The sequence below is a fragment of the Erythrobacter sp. JB1-15 genome (assembly GCF_057365035.1).
In genome coordinates this window covers 2,381,931-2,399,154 of sequence record NZ_CP200295.1, presented here as the reverse complement: position 1 = coordinate 2,399,154, position 17,224 = coordinate 2,381,931, and the positions used below count along the sequence as shown (strand labels likewise).

The window sequence follows — 17,224 nt, the reverse complement described above, 5'->3', positions numbered from 1 at the left end:
CCCGCCTCTCAATCAAACGTAAATCCTGCCGCTTGCGCTTCGGCGATAATCTCTGCGCCGGTTTTCATCGGGCTTTGCTGCGCCAGATCGTACCAATCGGGTTTTTCATCTATAAAAATTTGCTGTTTGATCGGCAGGCCTTCGGGCAGATCAAACATCCCGGCAAGGAACGTGCGATTGCCTGTCGGCAGGAACCGGTACCACAGGCTGCTGCCGCATTTTGAGCAGAACGCGCGCTCTGCCCAATCGCTCGATTTATAGAGGGTGATGTGCGCCTCACCCGTCACGGCAGCGTCTTCGGTTTCCACCCCTGCATACATCGATCCGGTCCATTGCTGGCACATCGAACAATGGCACACGTCAATCTCGCGGTGCGCCCCTGAAAGCGTGATTGAGACCGAACCGCACAGGCAGGCGCCTGTCACTGGCTCTGCAATCCGCGCGCATTCGCTCATATCAACGTGTCCTTTTTACAGCGGTACGCCCGGTGAATATTTCGCCGTGCGGATCGTCAGCGAGGTCTTCACGCTTTCCACATTGGGTGCGGGCGTGAGTTTGCCGGTTAGGAATTCCTGAAAACTTTGAAGGTCTTGGCTCACGATCTTGAGAATAAAATCAATCTCGCCATTGAGCATGTGAACCTCGCGCACTTCGGGCAGTTCGCGCATCGCGGCTTCAAACTCGCGCAGCGAATCTTCCGCCTGGCTTTTCAAGCTGACCATCGCAAACACCGTGATGGCAAAGCCCAGCTTGGACGGGTCAAGATCAGCGTGATAGCCGCGGATCACCCCGTCTTCTTCCAATCCGCGCACCCGGCGCAAACAGGGCGGCGCGGTCAGGCCGACACGCTGGGCAAGCTCGACATTGGTCACGCGCCCTTCGGCCTGCAATTCGCTCAACAGGCGTTTGTCGATATCATCCAGATTTGCCATCGCGCTCCAGCTCCGCATCAGGCCTTGGCAGCGCGCTCAATATAGTGCGCCAGGGCAAGAAAGTGAAAGAACAGGTGCCGCATACCCTGCGGACACCTAATATTATTATGTCTGCCAGCAATTGTCCCGCTTTGCAACGCACTGTCAAACGCAACATGGGACAATGATGGCAATCGGGTAGGTAATTCGTGCGGTATTGCGTTACACGGGTGCCGCTGCCCTTTTGTTCGCCGTTTTCGGAGCCTGAATGTTCTTTGATGATCGCCTTGCGACAGTGCTGAGACAGCGCGGCGACAGCGAAGTCGGCAGGCGAACGCAGTTCCGCCAATTGCTCGATATTCTGGGCAATCGCAAATATGGCCGCGATCAAAGCTTGCTTGCGGCTGCGTGGCTGCGGCTGGAAGCTTTGGCCGATGATATTCCCTCTGCCGAACGCGCCAGCATGATCCGCGAGGCCGGCTGGCGGTTTCGCAATCCTGATCTTGCCGCGCATCTGGCGCAAAGCGAACCTGATGTGGCGTCTGCCGCGCTCAATCGGGCGGATTTGAGCGCGGAGGATTGGTCCGTTCTGATCCCGCGCCTGCCCGTGCGCGCGCGCGGGTTTTTGCGGCTGCGCGAAGATTTGCCGGTCGATATCGGGAAACTGCTCGACAAGCTGGGCGTGTATGATCGCGGTCTGCCTTCACCGGCTGCGCCTGAAACGGACGTGCCCGAAGCAGATACAGCCGAGCCGGACGTAACCGAGGCGGACGTAACCGAGCCGGAAGTGACCGAGCTTGACCAGCCCCTGCGGCTGATCCCGCCACCGATCCCCCCACCACCGCTCCCGCCGTCCCCGAGCCTATCGCGGGCGAACCCGACGAAACCGAGGTGGAGCGCAGCGAAATCTCCGCTCTGGTTGAACGCATCGCACAATTTAGGCGCACGCGCGAAGTGTCTGCGGCAGAAGCGGAGCTTTCCCCTCGCCTGCCTTTTGCCGAAGCGCGACTGTCCGACAATCGCAAACCGCGCAGTTTTGGCTTTGCTGCTGATCCATCGGGCCGGATCGGATGGGCCGAAGCAGACATTGCACCCATGGTGATCGGCATGCGGCTGGCCGGCCCCCGCCAGATGGGCGCGGTGGAGACAGAAACCGGGCTTGAGCGTGCCTTTGCCCGCCGCCAACCGCTGACAGGGGTGACCAAGACGCTGACAGGTGCCCCGCTGATCGCAGGTGACTGGATTGTTGATGCCCAGCCGCGCTTTACAGGTGATGGCGGGTTTGCAGGCTATACAGGCCGGTTTCGCAAAGTGCCTGAGCCGGGCAAAGACAATCCCACCCCTGCCCAGCGCGAGGCGGACCGTATCCGCCAATTGCTGCACGAATTGCGCACGCCTGTCACCGCGGTTCAGGGTTATGCCGAAGTGATCCAGCAGCAATTGTTCGGTCCCGCACCGCATGAATACCGCGCGCTTGCCGCTGTGATTGCCGCTGATGCCGCGCATATTCTGGCAGGTTTTGAAGAGCTTGATCGCCTGGCAAAGCTGGAAACCGGCGCCAGCGATGTCGAACAGGGCGAAACCGATATCGCTGCGATGGCGCGCGCGACAATGGATCAATTGGGCCAGGTGCTCGCGCCGCGCATGGCGGGATTTGAATGGGCCGATAAAGGCGTTTCAGGGGTTTCAGGCCCGCCGGATGAACCGCTTATTGTAACGCTCGATACCGATGATGCAGAGGCGCTATTGTGGCGTTTCCTCGCGACGTTTGCAGGGGCATGCGGCACGGGCGAAATGCTCAAAACGAGCCTTAAAATGCGCGGCCAAATGGTTGAACTTACCTGTGATTTACCAACTCAGATTGCGCGGGAAGAAGATATCTTTGCCGCTGAGGTCAAACCCATCGGCAGCGCGATCAATGCCGGGCTGTTTGGCGCTGGTTTTGCCCTGCGGCTGGCGCGGGCCGAGGCGCGCTCTGCAGGCGGAAATCTGACACGCGATAACGAGACCGTAACGCTATCTCTGCCAATGCTTAGCGATGATGAAACGGTGCACATTCAGGCATAGGCCCGATTGATGAGCCAATCGATGCCCAAATCATTGGTGAGGGGACAGCCCGATCGCAGCGCTTGCACCAAAAGCCTTTCCGGCGCATTCAGCACAGGGGCAATGAGCGATTTTTCGATGCTGGATCCGCCGGCACTTGCCGATGCGGCGCGGTTTGATGCCGGGTTTGGCCCGCGCGTCCTGCTCACGATTGACACCGAAGAAGAATTTGACTGGGACGCCCCTTTCAGCCGCGAAGGGCACGGGCTTAAGCATATCCCGCAGATTGCCCGGTTTCAGACTTTTTGCGAAGAGATCGGCGCGCATCCTGTTTATCTGGTCGATTGGCCGATTGCGAATAACCCGCAGGCGGTCGAAATTATCGGCGATGCAGTGCGGCGCGGCGCGGCTGATCTGGGGATGCAATTGCACCCATGGGTGAACCCACCCTTCGACGAGATCGGTCAATGCGTTCAATTCCTATGCGGGCAATCTTCCGCCCGAATTGGAGATCGCCAAGTTTGAAACACTGCGTGAGCAGGTGTGCGAGGCATTTGGCACGGCCCCGTTGATCTACCGCGCAGGCCGATACGGGCTGGGCAAAGGCACCGCTGCCATGCTGCGCCATGCGGGCATTCCCATCGACAGTTCGGTGCGTTCGCTGTTTGATTACAGCGCCCAACAAGGCCCCGATTACCGCAGGCACCCTGCCCACCCCTATTGGATCGGCGGGCAGCGCTCGCTCCTCGAATTGCCCGTGACGAGTGTGTATTGGGGCATGCTGCGCCAGCTTGGCCTGCCATTTCAGAAACTGGAGCGCACCACGCCATCGTTACTGGGCGCGCTGGCAAAGCTCGGCCTGCTGCAACGCATTGCGTTAACGCCCGAAGGGGTGACCGCAGCCGAAGCGATCAACGGCATTGATATTGCGCTTGATGACGGCCTTGATCTGCTGGTGCTGTCTTTCCACAGCCCAAGTCTGGAGCCGGGCTGCACCCCTTATGCCAAAACGCAGGCCCAGGTTGAGGGGATGTATGACTGGTTTCGCACCATCTACGCCTATTTCGGCCAACGCGGCGTCAAAAGCGCCAGCATCGGTGAAATTCTGGAGGCAGCGCAAACTAAATGACGAAAGCCGCCGCTGGGGCGCTTTGTTTGCTTGTTTCTGCTCACATCGTCTTGTAGGGGGCGAGCGCGATGGATGCGCCGCAACGCGCCATCGGGCCTGTAGCTCAGTTGGTTAGAGCTGGCCGCTCATAACGGCTAGGTCGCGGGTTCGAGTCCTGCCGGGCCCACCATTGCGGCAAATACCAGTGGAACATATGGGGCCAAATGCTCATATGGGACAAACAACCGATGTCGGGGAGTAGCGCAGCCTGGTAGCGCATCTGCTTTGGGAGCAGAGGGTCGCTGGTTCGAATCCAGTCTCCCCGACCATTCGGCCAGTGGCTGGATCATCCAACACCCGGTATTTAGTTTGATACGTTTTCGTTTGGCGTTTTTCGTTTGACGGTGGCCACAGCGCGCCATAGCGCATGTGCTATTGTATCATGGCGTTGTGCCCGTTTGTGCGAAAGCGTTGAAATTGCAGTCCAGCATCCGTTCCGACAAAGCCGCCATCGGTTTAAGCTTGGCCTGCATCGTCCATTGCCTCGCCTTGCCCTTGCTCGCGTTCGTTCTCCCTGTGGCGGGCACTATCGCTGAGATAGAGCCTGTGCACTGGGTGCTGGGCGTCACCGCAATCCTGATTTCCCTCAGCGTGCCTGTGCGGCATCCTGATGCCCGCGTCGCCCGCTTTCTGGTCCCGGCATTGCTGGGATGCGGCTTTATTGCCAGCGCCTTTTTTGCAGACAGTTTGGACGCGGATGAAACCTGGGTGACAGTCATCGGCGCCTGCCTGATGGCATTTGCGCATCTTGGCCGGCTCTCACAGCGCAGCGCCGTCGCCGCATAATCTCGCGCCCATTACAGCGGCAACCATGCTACAAATTACGACACAGCGTTACATGACATTCATGTCGGCGCGTTTATCCTCTATCTCATTGCAACCCTGCGGCAGGAGAACAGTATGGCCCGCCCATCATGGCAAAGGCACGCACAGTGAGCGCGGCGAGCATTGCGATCAATCGGTTTGGCTATGGCGCACACCTTTCAGCCGCCAACGCCGCGCGCACGGCGGCATCAATAGGCGATGACCCGGTCCAATATCTTCACCGCCAGATCGGCGCATTTGACCCTGCGCCGGCGCTGATCGCAGGTCGCCCCGTGACTTCGGGCAAAGCGGGCGCATTGTTTTCTGCCATTCGTGCCGCTCGCCGCGAACGCCGCAAAAGCGAGAGGGACGGCAATTCGGGCAATGAAAATGCTGCGCTGAAAGAAGCTTACCGCGAAACGATCCGTCAATCGAAAGCGCTGTACCGCGCCGATATCGCCATCCGGCTGAAAACCGCTGTGACAAGCGCAACGCCCCTGGCAGAACGGATGGTGCATTTCTGGGCCAATCATTTTGCCGTATCCGTGCGCAAACGCGGCACGCAATACGAAGCGGGCGATCTCGAATTTAACGCTGTTCGCGCCCATGTTTTTGGCAAGTTTGCCGACCTTTTAAAAGCCGCCAGCCTGCATCCCGGCATGCTGCTATACCTCGATCAGTATCAATCCATCGGTCCCAATTCGCCCTCGCAAACCCGGCGTAAGCGGCGCAAACAGCCGCGGGGCAAGGGGCTGAACGAAAACCTCGCGCGCGAAATTCTGGAACTGCACACTTTGGGAGCAGGCGGCGGGTATTCGCAGGCCGATGTCACCGAATTTGCCCGCGCACTAACGGGGTGGACCATTCCCGGCCTTCCCAATCAGGAACGCTTTGCCGCCCCGCAACCAAACGGAGCGGTGTTTGCCGCACCGGCGCATGAACCGGGCACGCGGCAGATCATGGGCCGCACCTATGACGAAGGCGGCGCGGATCAGGCGCTTTCCATCCTCGATGATCTGGCGCGGCATCCATCCACCGCGCGTTTTATCGCGGGCAAGCTTGCGCGCCATTTCGCAGGCGATAATCCGCCGGACACGCTGATAGACCGGTTGGCACAGGACTTTGAAACATCAGGCGGCGATCTTGCCAGCCTCACGCGCACGCTGATTGACGCGCCCGAAATGTGGGTGAGCGAGCCTGTCAAATACCGCCAGCCGTTTGAATGGCTCGTCGCCAGTTTTCGCATGACGGGTATGGGCAAGCTGAGCGATCGGCGTATTTTTGGATTGCTGCGCGAATTGGGCCAGATCCCGTGGCAGCCGCCCTCGCCCGCAGGATATGATGACCGCGATGGAAGCTGGGCTGGCCCCGATGCGCTTTTCCGCAGGATCGAACTGGCGGAACGGATCGCGCGCGGCGGGCCAACCGATGCCGTGCTGGCACGCGCCGATGCGGCGTTTCCGGGGGCTTTATCCGATACAACGCGCACCTGGCTTGCGCGCGCGGAAAGCGGGCAGCAGGCGCTGGGTCTGCTGCTTGTCTCGCCAGAAATGATGCGGAGGTAGATCGCGATGACGCTTCGAGAATTTGATCGCAGACATATGCTTTCGGCGCTGGGCACCGGCATGCTGGCGGGAACAGTGGCCGGCACACTCGCCAAGCCAAGCATGGCATTTGCCGCCATCCCAGCATCAAGCAAACTGCCGGGAAATGCCAAGCTGCTGTTTGTTATGCTGCGCGGCGCTGCCGATGGCCTCGCAATGCTGGCCCCGACAGGTGATCCCGGTTTTGAACGGCTGCGCGGCGCTTACGCGGGCGAATATGCCGACGCGCAAAAGGCCGATGGTCTGTTCACCATTCACCCCGCATTCGAGCAGATCGGCAAGGCCTATTCCGAGGGCCAAGCCGCCTTTATCCATGCGACCGCCACCAGCTACCGCGAACGATCCCATTTCGATGGACAGAACCTGTTAGAAACAGGCGCGGCCGTGCCTTATTCAACAACGCAGGGCTGGCTCAACCGGCTGACAGCGCTGGCAGGAGAAGAGCACGGAACGCCTCTGCCCAAAGCGCTCGCCATTGCGCCCGGCGTGCCGCTCGCGCTGCGCGGGCCTGCACCCGCTTCGAGCTATGCCCCCTCCACCCTGCCCCCTGCAAGCGAAGCGTTTCTGGACCGCGTCACCCGGCTTTATGCCGACGATGAACAGCTTGGCGGGCTGTGGGCACAAGCGCTGGCCACGCGCGAAATGGCAGGTGAGGATAATTTGCGAGATCTGCGCGATGCCGATGCGGCGGGCAATCTTGCCGCCCGGCTGATGCGCGATAAGGACGGCGCTGATATCGGCATGATCGAAATTGGCGGATGGGACAGCCACGCCAACCAACCGGGCCAGTTTCGCAGGCAAGCGCGTCAGCTTGATACGCTGATGGGTGCATACAGGTCTGGCATGGGCAGCGCATGGGGGCAGACCCTTGTGATTGTCGCAACCGAATTTGGCCGCACCGCTGCGCTGAACGGCACCAATGGCACCGATCACGGAACCGGGGGCGCTGCTATTGTGCTGGGCGGTAATCTGAAAGGCGGCAAAGTGATTGCAGATTGGCCCGGGCTTCGCGCGGGCGATCTGTACCAGGAACGCGATCTTAAACCCACGATTGCGCTGGAAAGTGTGCTGGCAGGCGCGGTTTCAGAGCATTTGCAGCTGGACCCGGCGCGCGCCATGGCTCAGCTGTTTCCGGGACGCAAAGCCGAGCCGCTTGGAGGGTGGATCAAAGGATAGCAATCCGATCAATTGCCTGCAGTTATCTTGCGATCCGCCAGATTGACGACTTTGTCGATTTGGCGTTCCCCATTCTCGGCGGGCGCGCCATCTGCTGGGGTCGAACCTGCAAAAACGCCGCCGGCATCGCTGAACACCCGATTTCGGCCAGCGCGCTTGGCTTTGTACAAAGCTGCATCGGCGCGGTCGAATGTCTGAGCATAAGTGCTGCCCGGCCGCACTTGCGCAACTCCGAAACTGGCACTGATCGTTTCGCTTTCCGGCAAAGCATCCAGAGGCGAATGCACAAAGTTTTCACGCAGCCGGTCCGCCAACGCGCTTGCTCCTGCCTCGTCACAATTCCACGCGACAACGCAAAATTCTTCGCCGCCGATGCGCCCGGCAACATCGCCGGGCCTGATCTTGTGCGATATGACATGGGCAAAAGTCTTGATAACGGCATCGCCAGCGCTGTGACCGAATGTATCGTTGACGCGTTTGAACAGGTCGATATCACCAACAATCAAACTGACCGGCACCCGCTCGCTCGCGGCGCGCTGAATCAAAACCCCCACCAAAGGTTCGAACGCTGCTCTGTTGGGTAGGCCGGTGAGCGGATCCTGCGTCGCTTTTGCCTGCGAAGCGGTCATCTGATCGGAAATAATTGTCCCGATCAATGCCAGCGATATCAGCAGCGACAATATCGCGGTCATCGCCATATTGACCGTAAGCACAACCGATGTCTGGTATTCGCTCATTGTCATAGAGCTTGCCATAACCATCGTGATTGACGGGCGAAAAATGCTGTAGGCTGTCAGTGTAACAAAGGCGACGAGCAGCGCCTTGTCCGCGATCTGCCGCCGCCCGGATTGCCAGCGCCCATACGCGCCCGCAGCAAACAGCAAACTCGCATTGTAATTTTGAGCCATGATGACGACCACCTGCACTTCGTAAGCGCGGGCAAACCACAAAACCACACCAGTGCCTGCAGATACCGCCACGAACGCCGCAAGCGGCACTCTTGCGCCATCTCGCTTGGCCACGCCCCAAACAAGCGCAATGAGACCACCAGACGAGATTGTATGAAACAGGACGACTTCGTTCGGGCCAAAATCCGTGAGAACCCAGGCCTGCATCGCGATCCCCAAGGCCACACAAGCGAACCAAAGTGAATAGGCCAAAATGTAATACCGGCTGCGATCCTGCCACCACAGCACCACAAAAACCCCCGCAAAAATGAGGGTCATGACGGGTATCATAAAGGTCAGAATTTCAACTTGCATGGTGGTCTATGGCCTCGGCACCCTACATAACCCGTCTGTATTACCCGCCCGTAAACAGCAATTTAGGTGAATGCGTAAAAGCATGTAAAATCGGCAAAAGCGTACATCGGTGCCGAATTGCGCTTGAAATGCCCTCAAATCGTGCGTGCGCAGTGCAATCGCGGCTTGTGGCTTGCCCCTGTCTGGCAGCGCGCCTATCTGCCCTTTTGAAATCACTCACACATGATCGACCCAAAAGGATTGTCCCCACATGGCCGCGCAATACGCCTTCGTAATGAAGAACATGACCAAAACTTTCCCCGGCGCGCCAAAGCCGGTGCTTTCCAACATCAATCTGCAATTCTACCAAGGCGCAAAGATCGGCATTGTCGGCCCCAATGGCGCAGGCAAATCCACGCTTATCAAGATCATGGCCGGGATCGACACTGACATCACCGGCGAAGCATGGCCGGGTGAGAATATCACTGTGGGTTACCTGCCGCAGGAACCGCAATTGGATGAAACCAAGACGGTGCTGGAAAATGTGCGCATGGGCGCAGGCGAAACCGCCGAAATGGTGGAGCGCTTTAACGCGATCTCAGCCGAAATGGGCGATCCGGGCGATGACACCGATTTCGATGCGCTGATGGAAGAGATGGGTGTCCTTCAGGAAAAGATCGACGCGGTTGACGGCTGGACGCTCGACAATCAGCTGGAGATCGCAATGGAGGCCTTGCGCTGCCCGCCTTCGGACGCACCGGTCACAAACCTGTCCGGCGGGGAAAAACGCCGCGTTGCCCTCACCCGGTTGCTGATCCAGAAACCATCGATCCTGCTGCTGGATGAGCCGACCAACCACCTCGATGCAGAATCCGTCGAATGGCTGGAAAATCACCTCAAGGAATATGCCGGCGCGGTTCTGATGATCACCCACGACCGCTATTTCCTCGACAATGTGGTGGAATGGATCCTCGAACTGGATCGCGGCACTTACTATCCATACGAAGGCAACTATTCGACCTATCTTGAGAAGAAGGCGAAGCGGCTTGAACAGGAAAGCCGCGAGGAAAGCGGCAAGCAAAAAGCGCTCGCCCGCGAGCTGGAATGGATCAGGCAAACGCCTGCTGCGCGCCAAACCAAATCCAAGGCGCGCGTGCGCAAATTTGAAGAATTGCAGGATGCGCAATCTGGCCGTGCGCCGGGAAAAGCGCAGATCGTTATCCAAGTGCCCGAACGCCTTGGCGGCAAAGTGATCGAGGCCAAAGGCATTTCAAAAGCTTACGGCGATAAGCTCTTGTTCGAAGACCTATCCTTCATGCTTCCCCCCGGCGGCATTGTCGGCGTGATCGGCCCCAATGGCGCGGGCAAATCCACACTGTTCAAGATGATCACAGGTCAGGAAACCCCCGATAGCGGCACCATCGAAATCGGCGACACCGTGCATCTGGGCTATGTCGATCAATCCCGCGATGATCTCACCCCCACCAACAATGTGTGGGAGGAAATCTCAGACGGGCTCGATTACATGCAAGTCAACGGCCACGATGCCTCAACGCGGGCCTATGTCGGCGCGTTCAATTTCAAAGGCTCCGACCAGCAGAAAAGCGTCGGCAAACTGTCCGGCGGCGAACGCAACCGGGTGCATATGGCCAAAATGCTCAAACAAGGCGGCAATGTGCTGCTGCTGGATGAGCCGACCAACGATCTCGATGTCGAAACGCTTGGCGCTTTGGAAGACGCGATTGAAAACTTCGCCGGATGCGCCGTGGTGATTTCGCACGACCGCTTTTTCCTAGACCGGCTCGCGACCCACATTCTGGCGTTTGAGGGCAATTCCCACGTGGAATGGTTCGAAGGGAACTTTGAGGCGTATGAGGAGGATAAGCGGCGGCGTTTGGGCGATGCAGCGGATCGGCCTACAAGGTTGGCTTACAAGAAGTTGACCAGGTGATGGATAAGTTCGAGCGAGCGGCGATTGAACGACTAGCATCGGATAATTCGCTCGCGGCTATCGAGCGCACAATGGCCAATGCGAAAGGCAAATCGAAAGCCGTATGGGAGGCTGCATTTCGGAGACTTGTCGAAGTTTCATCTAATGCGAACGGCGATCCCGTGTCAGTCGCTTGCTGGCAAATGGTTCATTCAATTGAGCAGATAAGAAAAGAAAGCGGACGCAAAGTCTGGCGAATGAACCGCCTCCGCCCAAAAATCGAAAGCGATGGTGCCAAAGCAGCACTGGAATATTGCGCACGCAATCGAACAGATGGTTTTGAGGAGGTCTTAGCTTACGGAATGCCTGAATACACAGCCGAGGCTATAGTTCTGAGCATGCCGGACCATTTTAATGATGTCGAACTGCGCGAGATTGCGAAGGCGCGCTTGACCGAAGCGGGAGTAGAACTTTCGAAAATCGGTCAATAATCAGATATCGTCAACATTCGAACCAAAGAAAGACCGATACCGAATAAACTCCAGAATGTCGGTTTGGCAAAACAGCCCCTCCCCGTCATTCCCGCGCAGGCGGGAATCCATCAGCACCTCGCTAGCATTAAAAGATGGATCCCCGCCTTCGCGGGGATGACGATGGACGAGGCGCGGGATACCATTTGCTATGCCCCGCGATATTCAGCCTTGCGTTTACATGCTTGCATCCAAGACAAACGGCACGCTTTACATTGGTGTCACATCAGACCTGCCTGCACGCATCCATCAGCACCGGACTGGGACCTTTGATGGCTTTTCAAAACGCTATCACACCAGACGTCTTGTCTGGTTTGAGACCCACGCCACGATGGATGCAGCCATCACTCATGAAAAGAGGCTCAAAAAATGGAACCGGGCGTGGAAAATCAGATTGATTCAGGAGCAAAATCCGCACTGGCGTGATCTTGCAGAGGAGCTTGGCTTTGAGGCGCTAAACTAGCCTCTTATGCACGGCCTCCAGCGTCCGAGTGCCAATACCGCCCCCACCAATCAAGGCGAAACCCAGCGCCCCTGCCAATCACCGCCTTCACCGCGCGAAAATTGCGCTCTGACATGGCCCGTGTGCGCCAGATACAGCCAGTCGATCTCCTGCAAAGTAACCAGCAAAACGGCAAAATTCGCGCGCGCCGGGTCAAGCTGGAAATCGGTGGGTTCTACCCCTTCCAATTCGGCAGGCAGGCCTGAAGTGGGCGTATCGCTTGGCGTGCCGGGGCCATCACCCATATAGCAGCGCCGCGCGAAGTTTGAGCCGTTCTCCCATGCCGTATCGGTCACCGCCGCATCGCGCAGAATAGCGCCCTCACCCTCGCCCTGATCTGGATTTTGGCGCTTTTGTCATAAAGCAGCACCGCCATGCGCGGGTCTGCGTCAATCGCGGCGACCTTGGGCGCGCGGGTGTCGGTGTGAAAGCGCAGGGTAAAGGCGCCCGTGTCAAATTCGCGCAGCACCATCACACGCGAATCCACATCGCTAGTGGTGACCACGGGCGTGTGCATCGGCGATTTGCGATCCTTGGCCGCACGCACCATGCGATTGGCGCAGTCCTGACGGATATTATCGAGAGTGTCGAACATGGTGCCCTTGTGACCCGAGAGTCGCGGGGGTCAAGCGGGAACTGGCTCATTGCGGGACGCCGTTAAGGTTAAGCGTTGCGAATATGAACGAACGCCTTACCAAGCGGTTAAGGCTGATGACAGCGAGACGCGTTTAACAAGCATGTATCACAACGTATCAACGAGCCGTAGCTGGTGGGGCGGCGCTCAAGGAGGCTCTTAATGGATATCACAGTTCTCTTAAAAGGCAGCGCGCTGTCCGCCATCGCATTGGCGCTGGCATTTGTGGCTCCGCCTTTAACCGAAGAAGCCCAGGCGGCAGAGGCTGAGGCGGAGGCGGCTGAACAAGCGCAAGACCGCGCTCAGCGCCGGGGCAATCGCCGTGAGGCGCGCCAACAACGCCGCGCCAACAATCGCGGCACTCGCAATCAAGCGCGGCAGGAACGCCGCCAGGAACGTAGAGCGCAGCGCCAGCCTGCCCGCTCAGAACGCCGCTCCGAACGCCGATCCGAGCGCCGATCGGAACGCCGCCCAGAACGGGCAGAGCGCCGGCAGGAACGCAGGGTTCAGCGCAATGCCAATGTGCCTGTGCGCGCTGAGCGGGTCGAGCGCCGCAGTCAGAACCGCGCAAATCGCGTCGAACGCCGGGGCGAGAATCGCGCCAATCGGGTCGAGCGCCGGGGTGAAAACCGCGCGAACAGGCTTGAACGCCAAGGCCGCACTGGTCAGGCCAACCGGGTCAATCGCCGCGCCGATCAACGTGCGGGTCAGATTGATCGCCGTTCAAATCGCCGAGCAGACCGGATCGAAAGGCGCGGTGAGAACCGTGCGAACCGGATTGAGCGCGGCGGTGAACGCCGTGCGAACAATCGCGGTGCGGAACGCGGGTTTGACAACCGCGGAGCACAGCGCCGGGGTGAGCGCAGGGCAGAACGCCGGTTTGAACGCCGCCGCGAGGCGCGCCGCAATAATGGCTATTCGTACAATCGCGGTTTCCGCAATGGCCGCCAATTTCAAAGAGGGCGCGATTTCCGCCGCTGGGATCGTCGCGGCTGGCGTTCGGATCGCCGCTTTGGCTGGCGCAATCATCGCCGGATCAACCGCTCGATCTTTCGCCTGGGCCGCTATTATGCGCCGTTCCGTGCGCACCGTTACAACCGGTTGAGAACAGGGTTCTTCCTCGACAGCCTGTTCTTCAGCTCGCGGTATTACATCAATGACCCATGGGCGTATCGTCTGCCGCCGGTCTATGGTCCTTACCAATGGGTACGGTATTATGACGATGTCGTCCTGGTGGATATCTACACCGGCGAAGTGGTTGACGTGATCCACGATTTCTTCTGGTGATCGTAGTACCCAAAGCAACAAACAGCCCCCGTCAGAGCAATCTGGCGGGGGTTTTTCTTTGCGGGTTCAAAAAGGCCCGCACCCTTGTCTGAAAACGGCTTGCACACACAATCCGTCTTGGTAGATCATCATACGATGGCAAAGACCCAAACCATTCCCGATCAGGCCGCTTTGGCGCGCATTGGCAAGTCCGTGCGCGAACGATTGATCGCTGATCCGGGGGCATACAGGATAGAAACCGACAAAGCCGATATGTTCGCCATCGGTGATTTTCTGACCGCTGCTGAATGCGAGCGGCTTTGCATAATGATTGATCTGGTCGCGCGGCCCTCTTCGCTGCACGAATTGGGCTATGATGCCGGTTTCCGCACCAGCTATTCCGGCGATCTTGATCCTGATGACAGCTTCGTCAGAGGCATATCACGCAGGATTGATGACCTGCTTGGCGTCAATCCGGTGATCGGAGAATCGGTGCAAGGGCAGCGCTATCTGCCTGGACAACAGTTCAAGCCGCACAATGACTGGTTCTACACCACCGAAAAATACTGGCAGCTTGAACGCAAACGCGGCGGGCAGCGCAGCTGGACTGCGATGGCTTACCTTAACACCGTAGAAGAAGGCGGCGGCACGCATTTCACCGAACTTGGCATGAATATGGAGCCCAAGGCAGGCGTGCTGCTGGTATGGAACAACGCTTTGCCCGATGGCTCACCCAACGAAGCGGTCATCCATGCGGGCACGCCCGTGATTGCGGGCTCCAAATATGTCATCACCAAATGGTACCGAACCCGCGCCTGGAAATGAGGTGCAGGCCGCCTGCCAGCAGCCAAAAAAAGACTCTCGGCGCGGTTTACGCTCTCGCCAGCGCTTCTGCGATCAGTTTGCGCGTGGGTTCGATCCCGTAAAGCGCGATAAAGCTGCCCATGCGCGGGCCTTGGTCGCTGCCCAGCAGGGTCTCGTACAAAGCCCGGAACCAGTCGCGCAAGTTTTCAAACCCGTATTCTTCGCGCTTGCCGATTTCATAGACCATCGTTTGCAGCACTTCGGCATCCGCCTCTGCTGGCGCCGCGGCGAGTTGGGTATCAAGCTCGGTTAAAGCCAGCACTTCGCCCCCTTCAGGCGCGCGTTTCGCCAAAGTCGGCGCGACAAAATCGCGGTTATAATTCACCGCGCTTTCAATCAGCACCATCAGCTTGGGATCGGTGACGGGCGCGCCTGTATAACTCGCGACATATTCCGCCAGATTTTCCGCTGTCGCCTCAAGGCCAAGCACACTCACCAGATTGAGCAGCAGGCTGTAAGGCACTTTCAAACTGTCGCCCGCCCCCGGCGCATCTGCACCGCCGTGACGATCATTCGCGCGCGCGAGATGCCACACCGCATTGCCCAATTGCTTGTCGAGCGGTTGATCTGCCAGCCGTTCGCGGAACTGCCAGTAATCATCGATCGCTTTGGGGATCACGCCTTCGTGCAATTGCTTGGCGCTTTTGGGATTGGCGAAGATGTAAAAGCCCAGGCTCTCCTCGCTGCCATAATGCAACCATTCCTCAATCGAGAGGCCGTTGCCTTTTGATTTGGAGATTTTCTCGCCATTGGCATCAAGGAACATCTCATAGATCAGCCCCTCTGGCTTGTTCCCGCCCAAAACGCGCGCGATCTTGCCCGATTGCACGCCGCTTTCGGTTAAGTCCTTGCCATACATTTCATAGTCAACGCCCAGCGCGACCCAGCGCATCGCCCAATCCACTTTCCATTGGCATTTGGCCATGCCGCCCAGCGCGGATTGTTCGACCACGCTGCCATCTTCATCGGTAAATCGGATCGTGCCAGCCTCTGCATCAACCACTTCGATCGGCACTTGCAAAACGGCGCCCGTGGTGGGCGATATTGGCATGATGGGGGAATAGGTTTTGCGCCGCTCCTCGCCCAGAGTTGGCAGCATGATATCAAGGATCGCGTCAAACCCGCGCAAAACGCCGCGCAATCCATCATCGAATGCGCCCGAATTGTAGCGGTCAGACGAGCTTACAAATTCATAGTCGAACCCGAACCGGTCCAGAAATTCGCGCAGCATCGCATTGTTGTGATGCGCGAAACTTTCATATTTCTCGAACGGATCGGGAATGCGCGACAAGGGCTTGCCCAAATGCTCGGTCAGCATTTCGTGATTGGGCACGTTGTCGGGCACTTTGCGCAGGCCGTCCAGATCGTCGGAAAAAGCGACCAGCCGCGTGGGCGCGCCGCCTGTCAGCGCTTCGTAAGCGCGCCGCACAAGGGTGGTGCGCAAGACCTCTTGAAAAGTGCCAATATGCGGCAGGCCCGACGGGCCATATCCGGTTTCGAACAATACCGGCGCGCTTTCATCGCGCACTGCCCCGTCTTTTTGTGCTCCCTTACCATGCAACCGTTTATACAGGCGCTGAGCCTCCTGAAAGGGCCAGGCTTTGGATGTTTGGGCGGCTTGGATAAGGGCTGTATCGGTCATAGACCTCGCGCATTTGCAGATGGGCGAGGCATCTTCAAGCGCGAATGCAGTGCGCGATGCCGGGATTGGCCGCAAATCCGTGCGGCATTAATCGCGGCCCTTCGCCGATTACCATGCGTTCATCGCGGCGCAGATACCGCGCATGTGTCGTGATAGTCCAATCCAGCCACCACCCGATGCGTCATACCAACTGGACAAACTACACCCTAAGGTTGCTCCCAAATCCCCCTGGGGGCCTTAGGGTCGCAGGAGAGAGGCGCTGCTCGGCTGAGCTCTGCACGGCTCGTAAGCGGCGTCTCTCTTTCCTGGCTTTTCGCCGATATTCTATGTGGTTACGCGCAAATAGACCGGTGTTAGCTGCTTGCCGATAAGTACGTAATCTTGCCGTCGATCACTTCATATTCGGAATACCCGCAGCACAATTCTTCGCCGCCTGCGATGATGTAAGCGGTCTCCAGATAGATGAACGCGCCGCTCACCCCGCTATCGATGATTTTCATGCGCGGTGCGCCGGGGGCAAAATTGAGCTTGTAAAGCGAGCGGATCTGGCTGTGACCGGTTGCGACCATGCCGTTGGCATAAACTTGCGCATCTTTGGAAAACGTCGCGACAAACCGATCAAGATCCCGGGCGCGGTAGGCATCGACATGGCGCTGAACCACGGCGGTTTTGGCCGCAAGCTCAGCCTCCTCGCTGGCGGCTGATCGGTCCTGCGGCTCGCTATTGGCCTCAGCATCCTGAGGGCTGTCCAAAGCAGTATCCTGAGCGCTTGCTGGCAGGCACAGCGCGGCGGCGATAAGACTGGCGGACAAGAGAGCAGGCATTTTCATCAAGATTCTCCCCGAAAGTGCACGGGAAAATGCGCGCCAATCGTTTACTTTACGTTTGCAATCGCGCATTTTTTCT

At 58.4% G+C, this 17,224-nt stretch carries 19 protein-coding genes and 2 tRNA genes; 14 read left to right on the top strand and 7 right to left on the bottom strand.

The window, feature by feature from the left end; genetic code table 11:
* Positions 1 to 8: 8 nt before the first annotated feature.
* Positions 9 to 455 carry a GFA family protein gene (locus AC0V6L_RS11575; RefSeq protein WP_486154395.1) on the bottom strand — a complete coding sequence of 149 codons (447 nt, stop codon included), beginning with the start codon at positions 453 to 455 and terminating at the stop codon, positions 9 to 11.
* A gap of 15 nt (positions 456 to 470) precedes the next feature.
* Entirely contained in the window at positions 471 to 932 is a 462-nt protein-coding gene (locus AC0V6L_RS11570; RefSeq protein ID WP_486151643.1) for an Lrp/AsnC family transcriptional regulator, read from the bottom strand.
* A 247-nt stretch (positions 933 to 1,179) separates the two neighbouring features.
* On the opposite strand from AC0V6L_RS11570, the gene AC0V6L_RS11565 reads away from it, so the two are divergent.
* From AC0V6L_RS11565 to AC0V6L_RS11525, 9 genes are all read left to right on the top strand, one after another.
* Positions 1,180 to 2,013, top strand: coding sequence for a hypothetical protein (locus tag AC0V6L_RS11565; RefSeq protein ID WP_486154394.1), 834 nt, complete (start codon positions 1,180 to 1,182; stop codon positions 2,011 to 2,013).
* Positions 2,007 to 2,978: a histidine kinase dimerization/phospho-acceptor domain-containing protein gene (locus tag AC0V6L_RS11560; protein ID WP_486155122.1), complete on the top strand. Its 972-nt coding sequence runs from the start codon at positions 2,007 to 2,009 to the stop codon at positions 2,976 to 2,978. The genes AC0V6L_RS11565 and AC0V6L_RS11560 overlap by 7 nt, the downstream gene beginning before the upstream one ends.
* Before the next feature lie 9 nt (positions 2,979 to 2,987).
* On the top strand, positions 2,988 to 3,482 hold the full coding sequence (locus tag AC0V6L_RS11555) for a hypothetical protein (protein WP_486154393.1): 495 nt from the start codon (positions 2,988 to 2,990) through the stop codon (positions 3,480 to 3,482).
* Positions 3,463 to 4,086 (top strand): polysaccharide deacetylase family protein, encoded by a 624-nt coding sequence (locus AC0V6L_RS11550; RefSeq protein ID WP_486154392.1) that lies wholly within the window; start codon positions 3,463 to 3,465, stop codon positions 4,084 to 4,086. The genes AC0V6L_RS11555 and AC0V6L_RS11550 overlap by 20 nt, the downstream gene beginning before the upstream one ends.
* Before the next feature lie 92 nt (positions 4,087 to 4,178).
* A tRNA-Ile gene (locus AC0V6L_RS11545) sits at positions 4,179 to 4,255 on the top strand.
* A 62-nt stretch (positions 4,256 to 4,317) separates the two neighbouring features.
* A tRNA-Pro gene (locus tag AC0V6L_RS11540) sits at positions 4,318 to 4,394 on the top strand.
* Between the two features lie 148 nt (positions 4,395 to 4,542).
* On the top strand, positions 4,543 to 4,911 hold the full coding sequence (locus tag AC0V6L_RS11535) for a MerC domain-containing protein (protein ID WP_486154391.1): 369 nt from the start codon (positions 4,543 to 4,545) through the stop codon (positions 4,909 to 4,911).
* Positions 4,912 to 5,039: 128 nt separating this feature from the next.
* Entirely contained in the window at positions 5,040 to 6,494 is a 1,455-nt protein-coding gene (locus tag AC0V6L_RS11530) for a DUF1800 domain-containing protein (protein WP_486154390.1), read from the top strand.
* 6 nt (positions 6,495 to 6,500) lie between these two features.
* Complete coding sequence (locus tag AC0V6L_RS11525) at positions 6,501 to 7,709, top strand: DUF1501 domain-containing protein (protein ID WP_486154389.1); 1,209 nt, start codon at positions 6,501 to 6,503, stop codon at positions 7,707 to 7,709.
* A gap of 8 nt (positions 7,710 to 7,717) precedes the next feature.
* Here AC0V6L_RS11525 and AC0V6L_RS11520 read toward each other — a convergent pair whose 3' ends face one another.
* Positions 7,718 to 8,935 carry a GGDEF domain-containing protein gene (locus AC0V6L_RS11520; protein ID WP_486154388.1) on the bottom strand — a complete coding sequence of 406 codons (1,218 nt, stop codon included), beginning with the start codon at positions 8,933 to 8,935 and terminating at the stop codon, positions 7,718 to 7,720.
* Between the two features lie 286 nt (positions 8,936 to 9,221).
* On the opposite strand from AC0V6L_RS11520, the gene ettA reads away from it, so the two are divergent.
* The 3 genes from ettA to AC0V6L_RS11505 all read left to right on the top strand — a co-directional run bounded on the left by ettA (position 9,222) and on the right by AC0V6L_RS11505 (position 11,873).
* A complete protein-coding gene (ettA, locus tag AC0V6L_RS11515; protein ID WP_486154387.1) occupies positions 9,222 to 10,901 on the top strand; it encodes an energy-dependent translational throttle protein EttA in 1,680 nt (559 codons plus the stop codon).
* Positions 10,901 to 11,371 carry a hypothetical protein gene (locus AC0V6L_RS11510; protein WP_486154386.1) on the top strand — a complete coding sequence of 157 codons (471 nt, stop codon included), beginning with the start codon at positions 10,901 to 10,903 and terminating at the stop codon, positions 11,369 to 11,371. The genes ettA and AC0V6L_RS11510 overlap by 1 nt, the downstream gene beginning before the upstream one ends.
* Before the next feature lie 190 nt (positions 11,372 to 11,561).
* The gene (locus AC0V6L_RS11505; protein ID WP_486154385.1) at positions 11,562 to 11,873 is read left to right on the top strand and encodes a GIY-YIG nuclease family protein; all 312 of its coding nucleotides are present in this window, start codon (positions 11,562 to 11,564) and stop codon (positions 11,871 to 11,873) included.
* 50 nt (positions 11,874 to 11,923) lie between these two features.
* Here AC0V6L_RS11505 and AC0V6L_RS11500 read toward each other — a convergent pair whose 3' ends face one another.
* Entirely contained in the window at positions 11,924 to 12,208 is a 285-nt protein-coding gene (locus AC0V6L_RS11500) for a hypothetical protein (protein WP_486154384.1), read from the bottom strand.
* The gene (locus AC0V6L_RS11495) at positions 12,205 to 12,507 is read right to left on the bottom strand and encodes a hypothetical protein (RefSeq protein WP_486154383.1); all 303 of its coding nucleotides are present in this window, start codon (positions 12,505 to 12,507) and stop codon (positions 12,205 to 12,207) included. The genes AC0V6L_RS11500 and AC0V6L_RS11495 overlap by 4 nt, the downstream gene beginning before the upstream one ends.
* 201 nt (positions 12,508 to 12,708) lie before the next feature.
* On the opposite strand from AC0V6L_RS11495, the gene AC0V6L_RS11490 reads away from it, so the two are divergent.
* Together AC0V6L_RS11490 and AC0V6L_RS11485 are read left to right on the top strand one after the other, a co-directional pair.
* Positions 12,709 to 13,833, top strand: coding sequence for an RcnB family protein (locus tag AC0V6L_RS11490; protein ID WP_486154382.1), 1,125 nt, complete (start codon positions 12,709 to 12,711; stop codon positions 13,831 to 13,833).
* Positions 13,834 to 13,968: 135 nt separating this feature from the next.
* Entirely contained in the window at positions 13,969 to 14,637 is a 669-nt protein-coding gene (locus AC0V6L_RS11485) for a prolyl hydroxylase family protein (RefSeq protein WP_486154381.1), read from the top strand.
* Between the two features lie 46 nt (positions 14,638 to 14,683).
* On the opposite strand, the gene AC0V6L_RS11480 is transcribed toward AC0V6L_RS11485, so the two are convergent.
* Positions 14,684 to 16,318 (bottom strand): lysine--tRNA ligase, encoded by a 1,635-nt coding sequence (locus tag AC0V6L_RS11480; RefSeq protein ID WP_486154380.1) that lies wholly within the window; start codon positions 16,316 to 16,318, stop codon positions 14,684 to 14,686.
* Between the two features lie 353 nt (positions 16,319 to 16,671).
* Positions 16,672 to 17,148: a nuclear transport factor 2 family protein gene (locus AC0V6L_RS11475; protein WP_486154379.1), complete on the bottom strand. Its 477-nt coding sequence runs from the start codon at positions 17,146 to 17,148 to the stop codon at positions 16,672 to 16,674.
* Positions 17,149 to 17,224 lie beyond the last annotated feature (76 nt).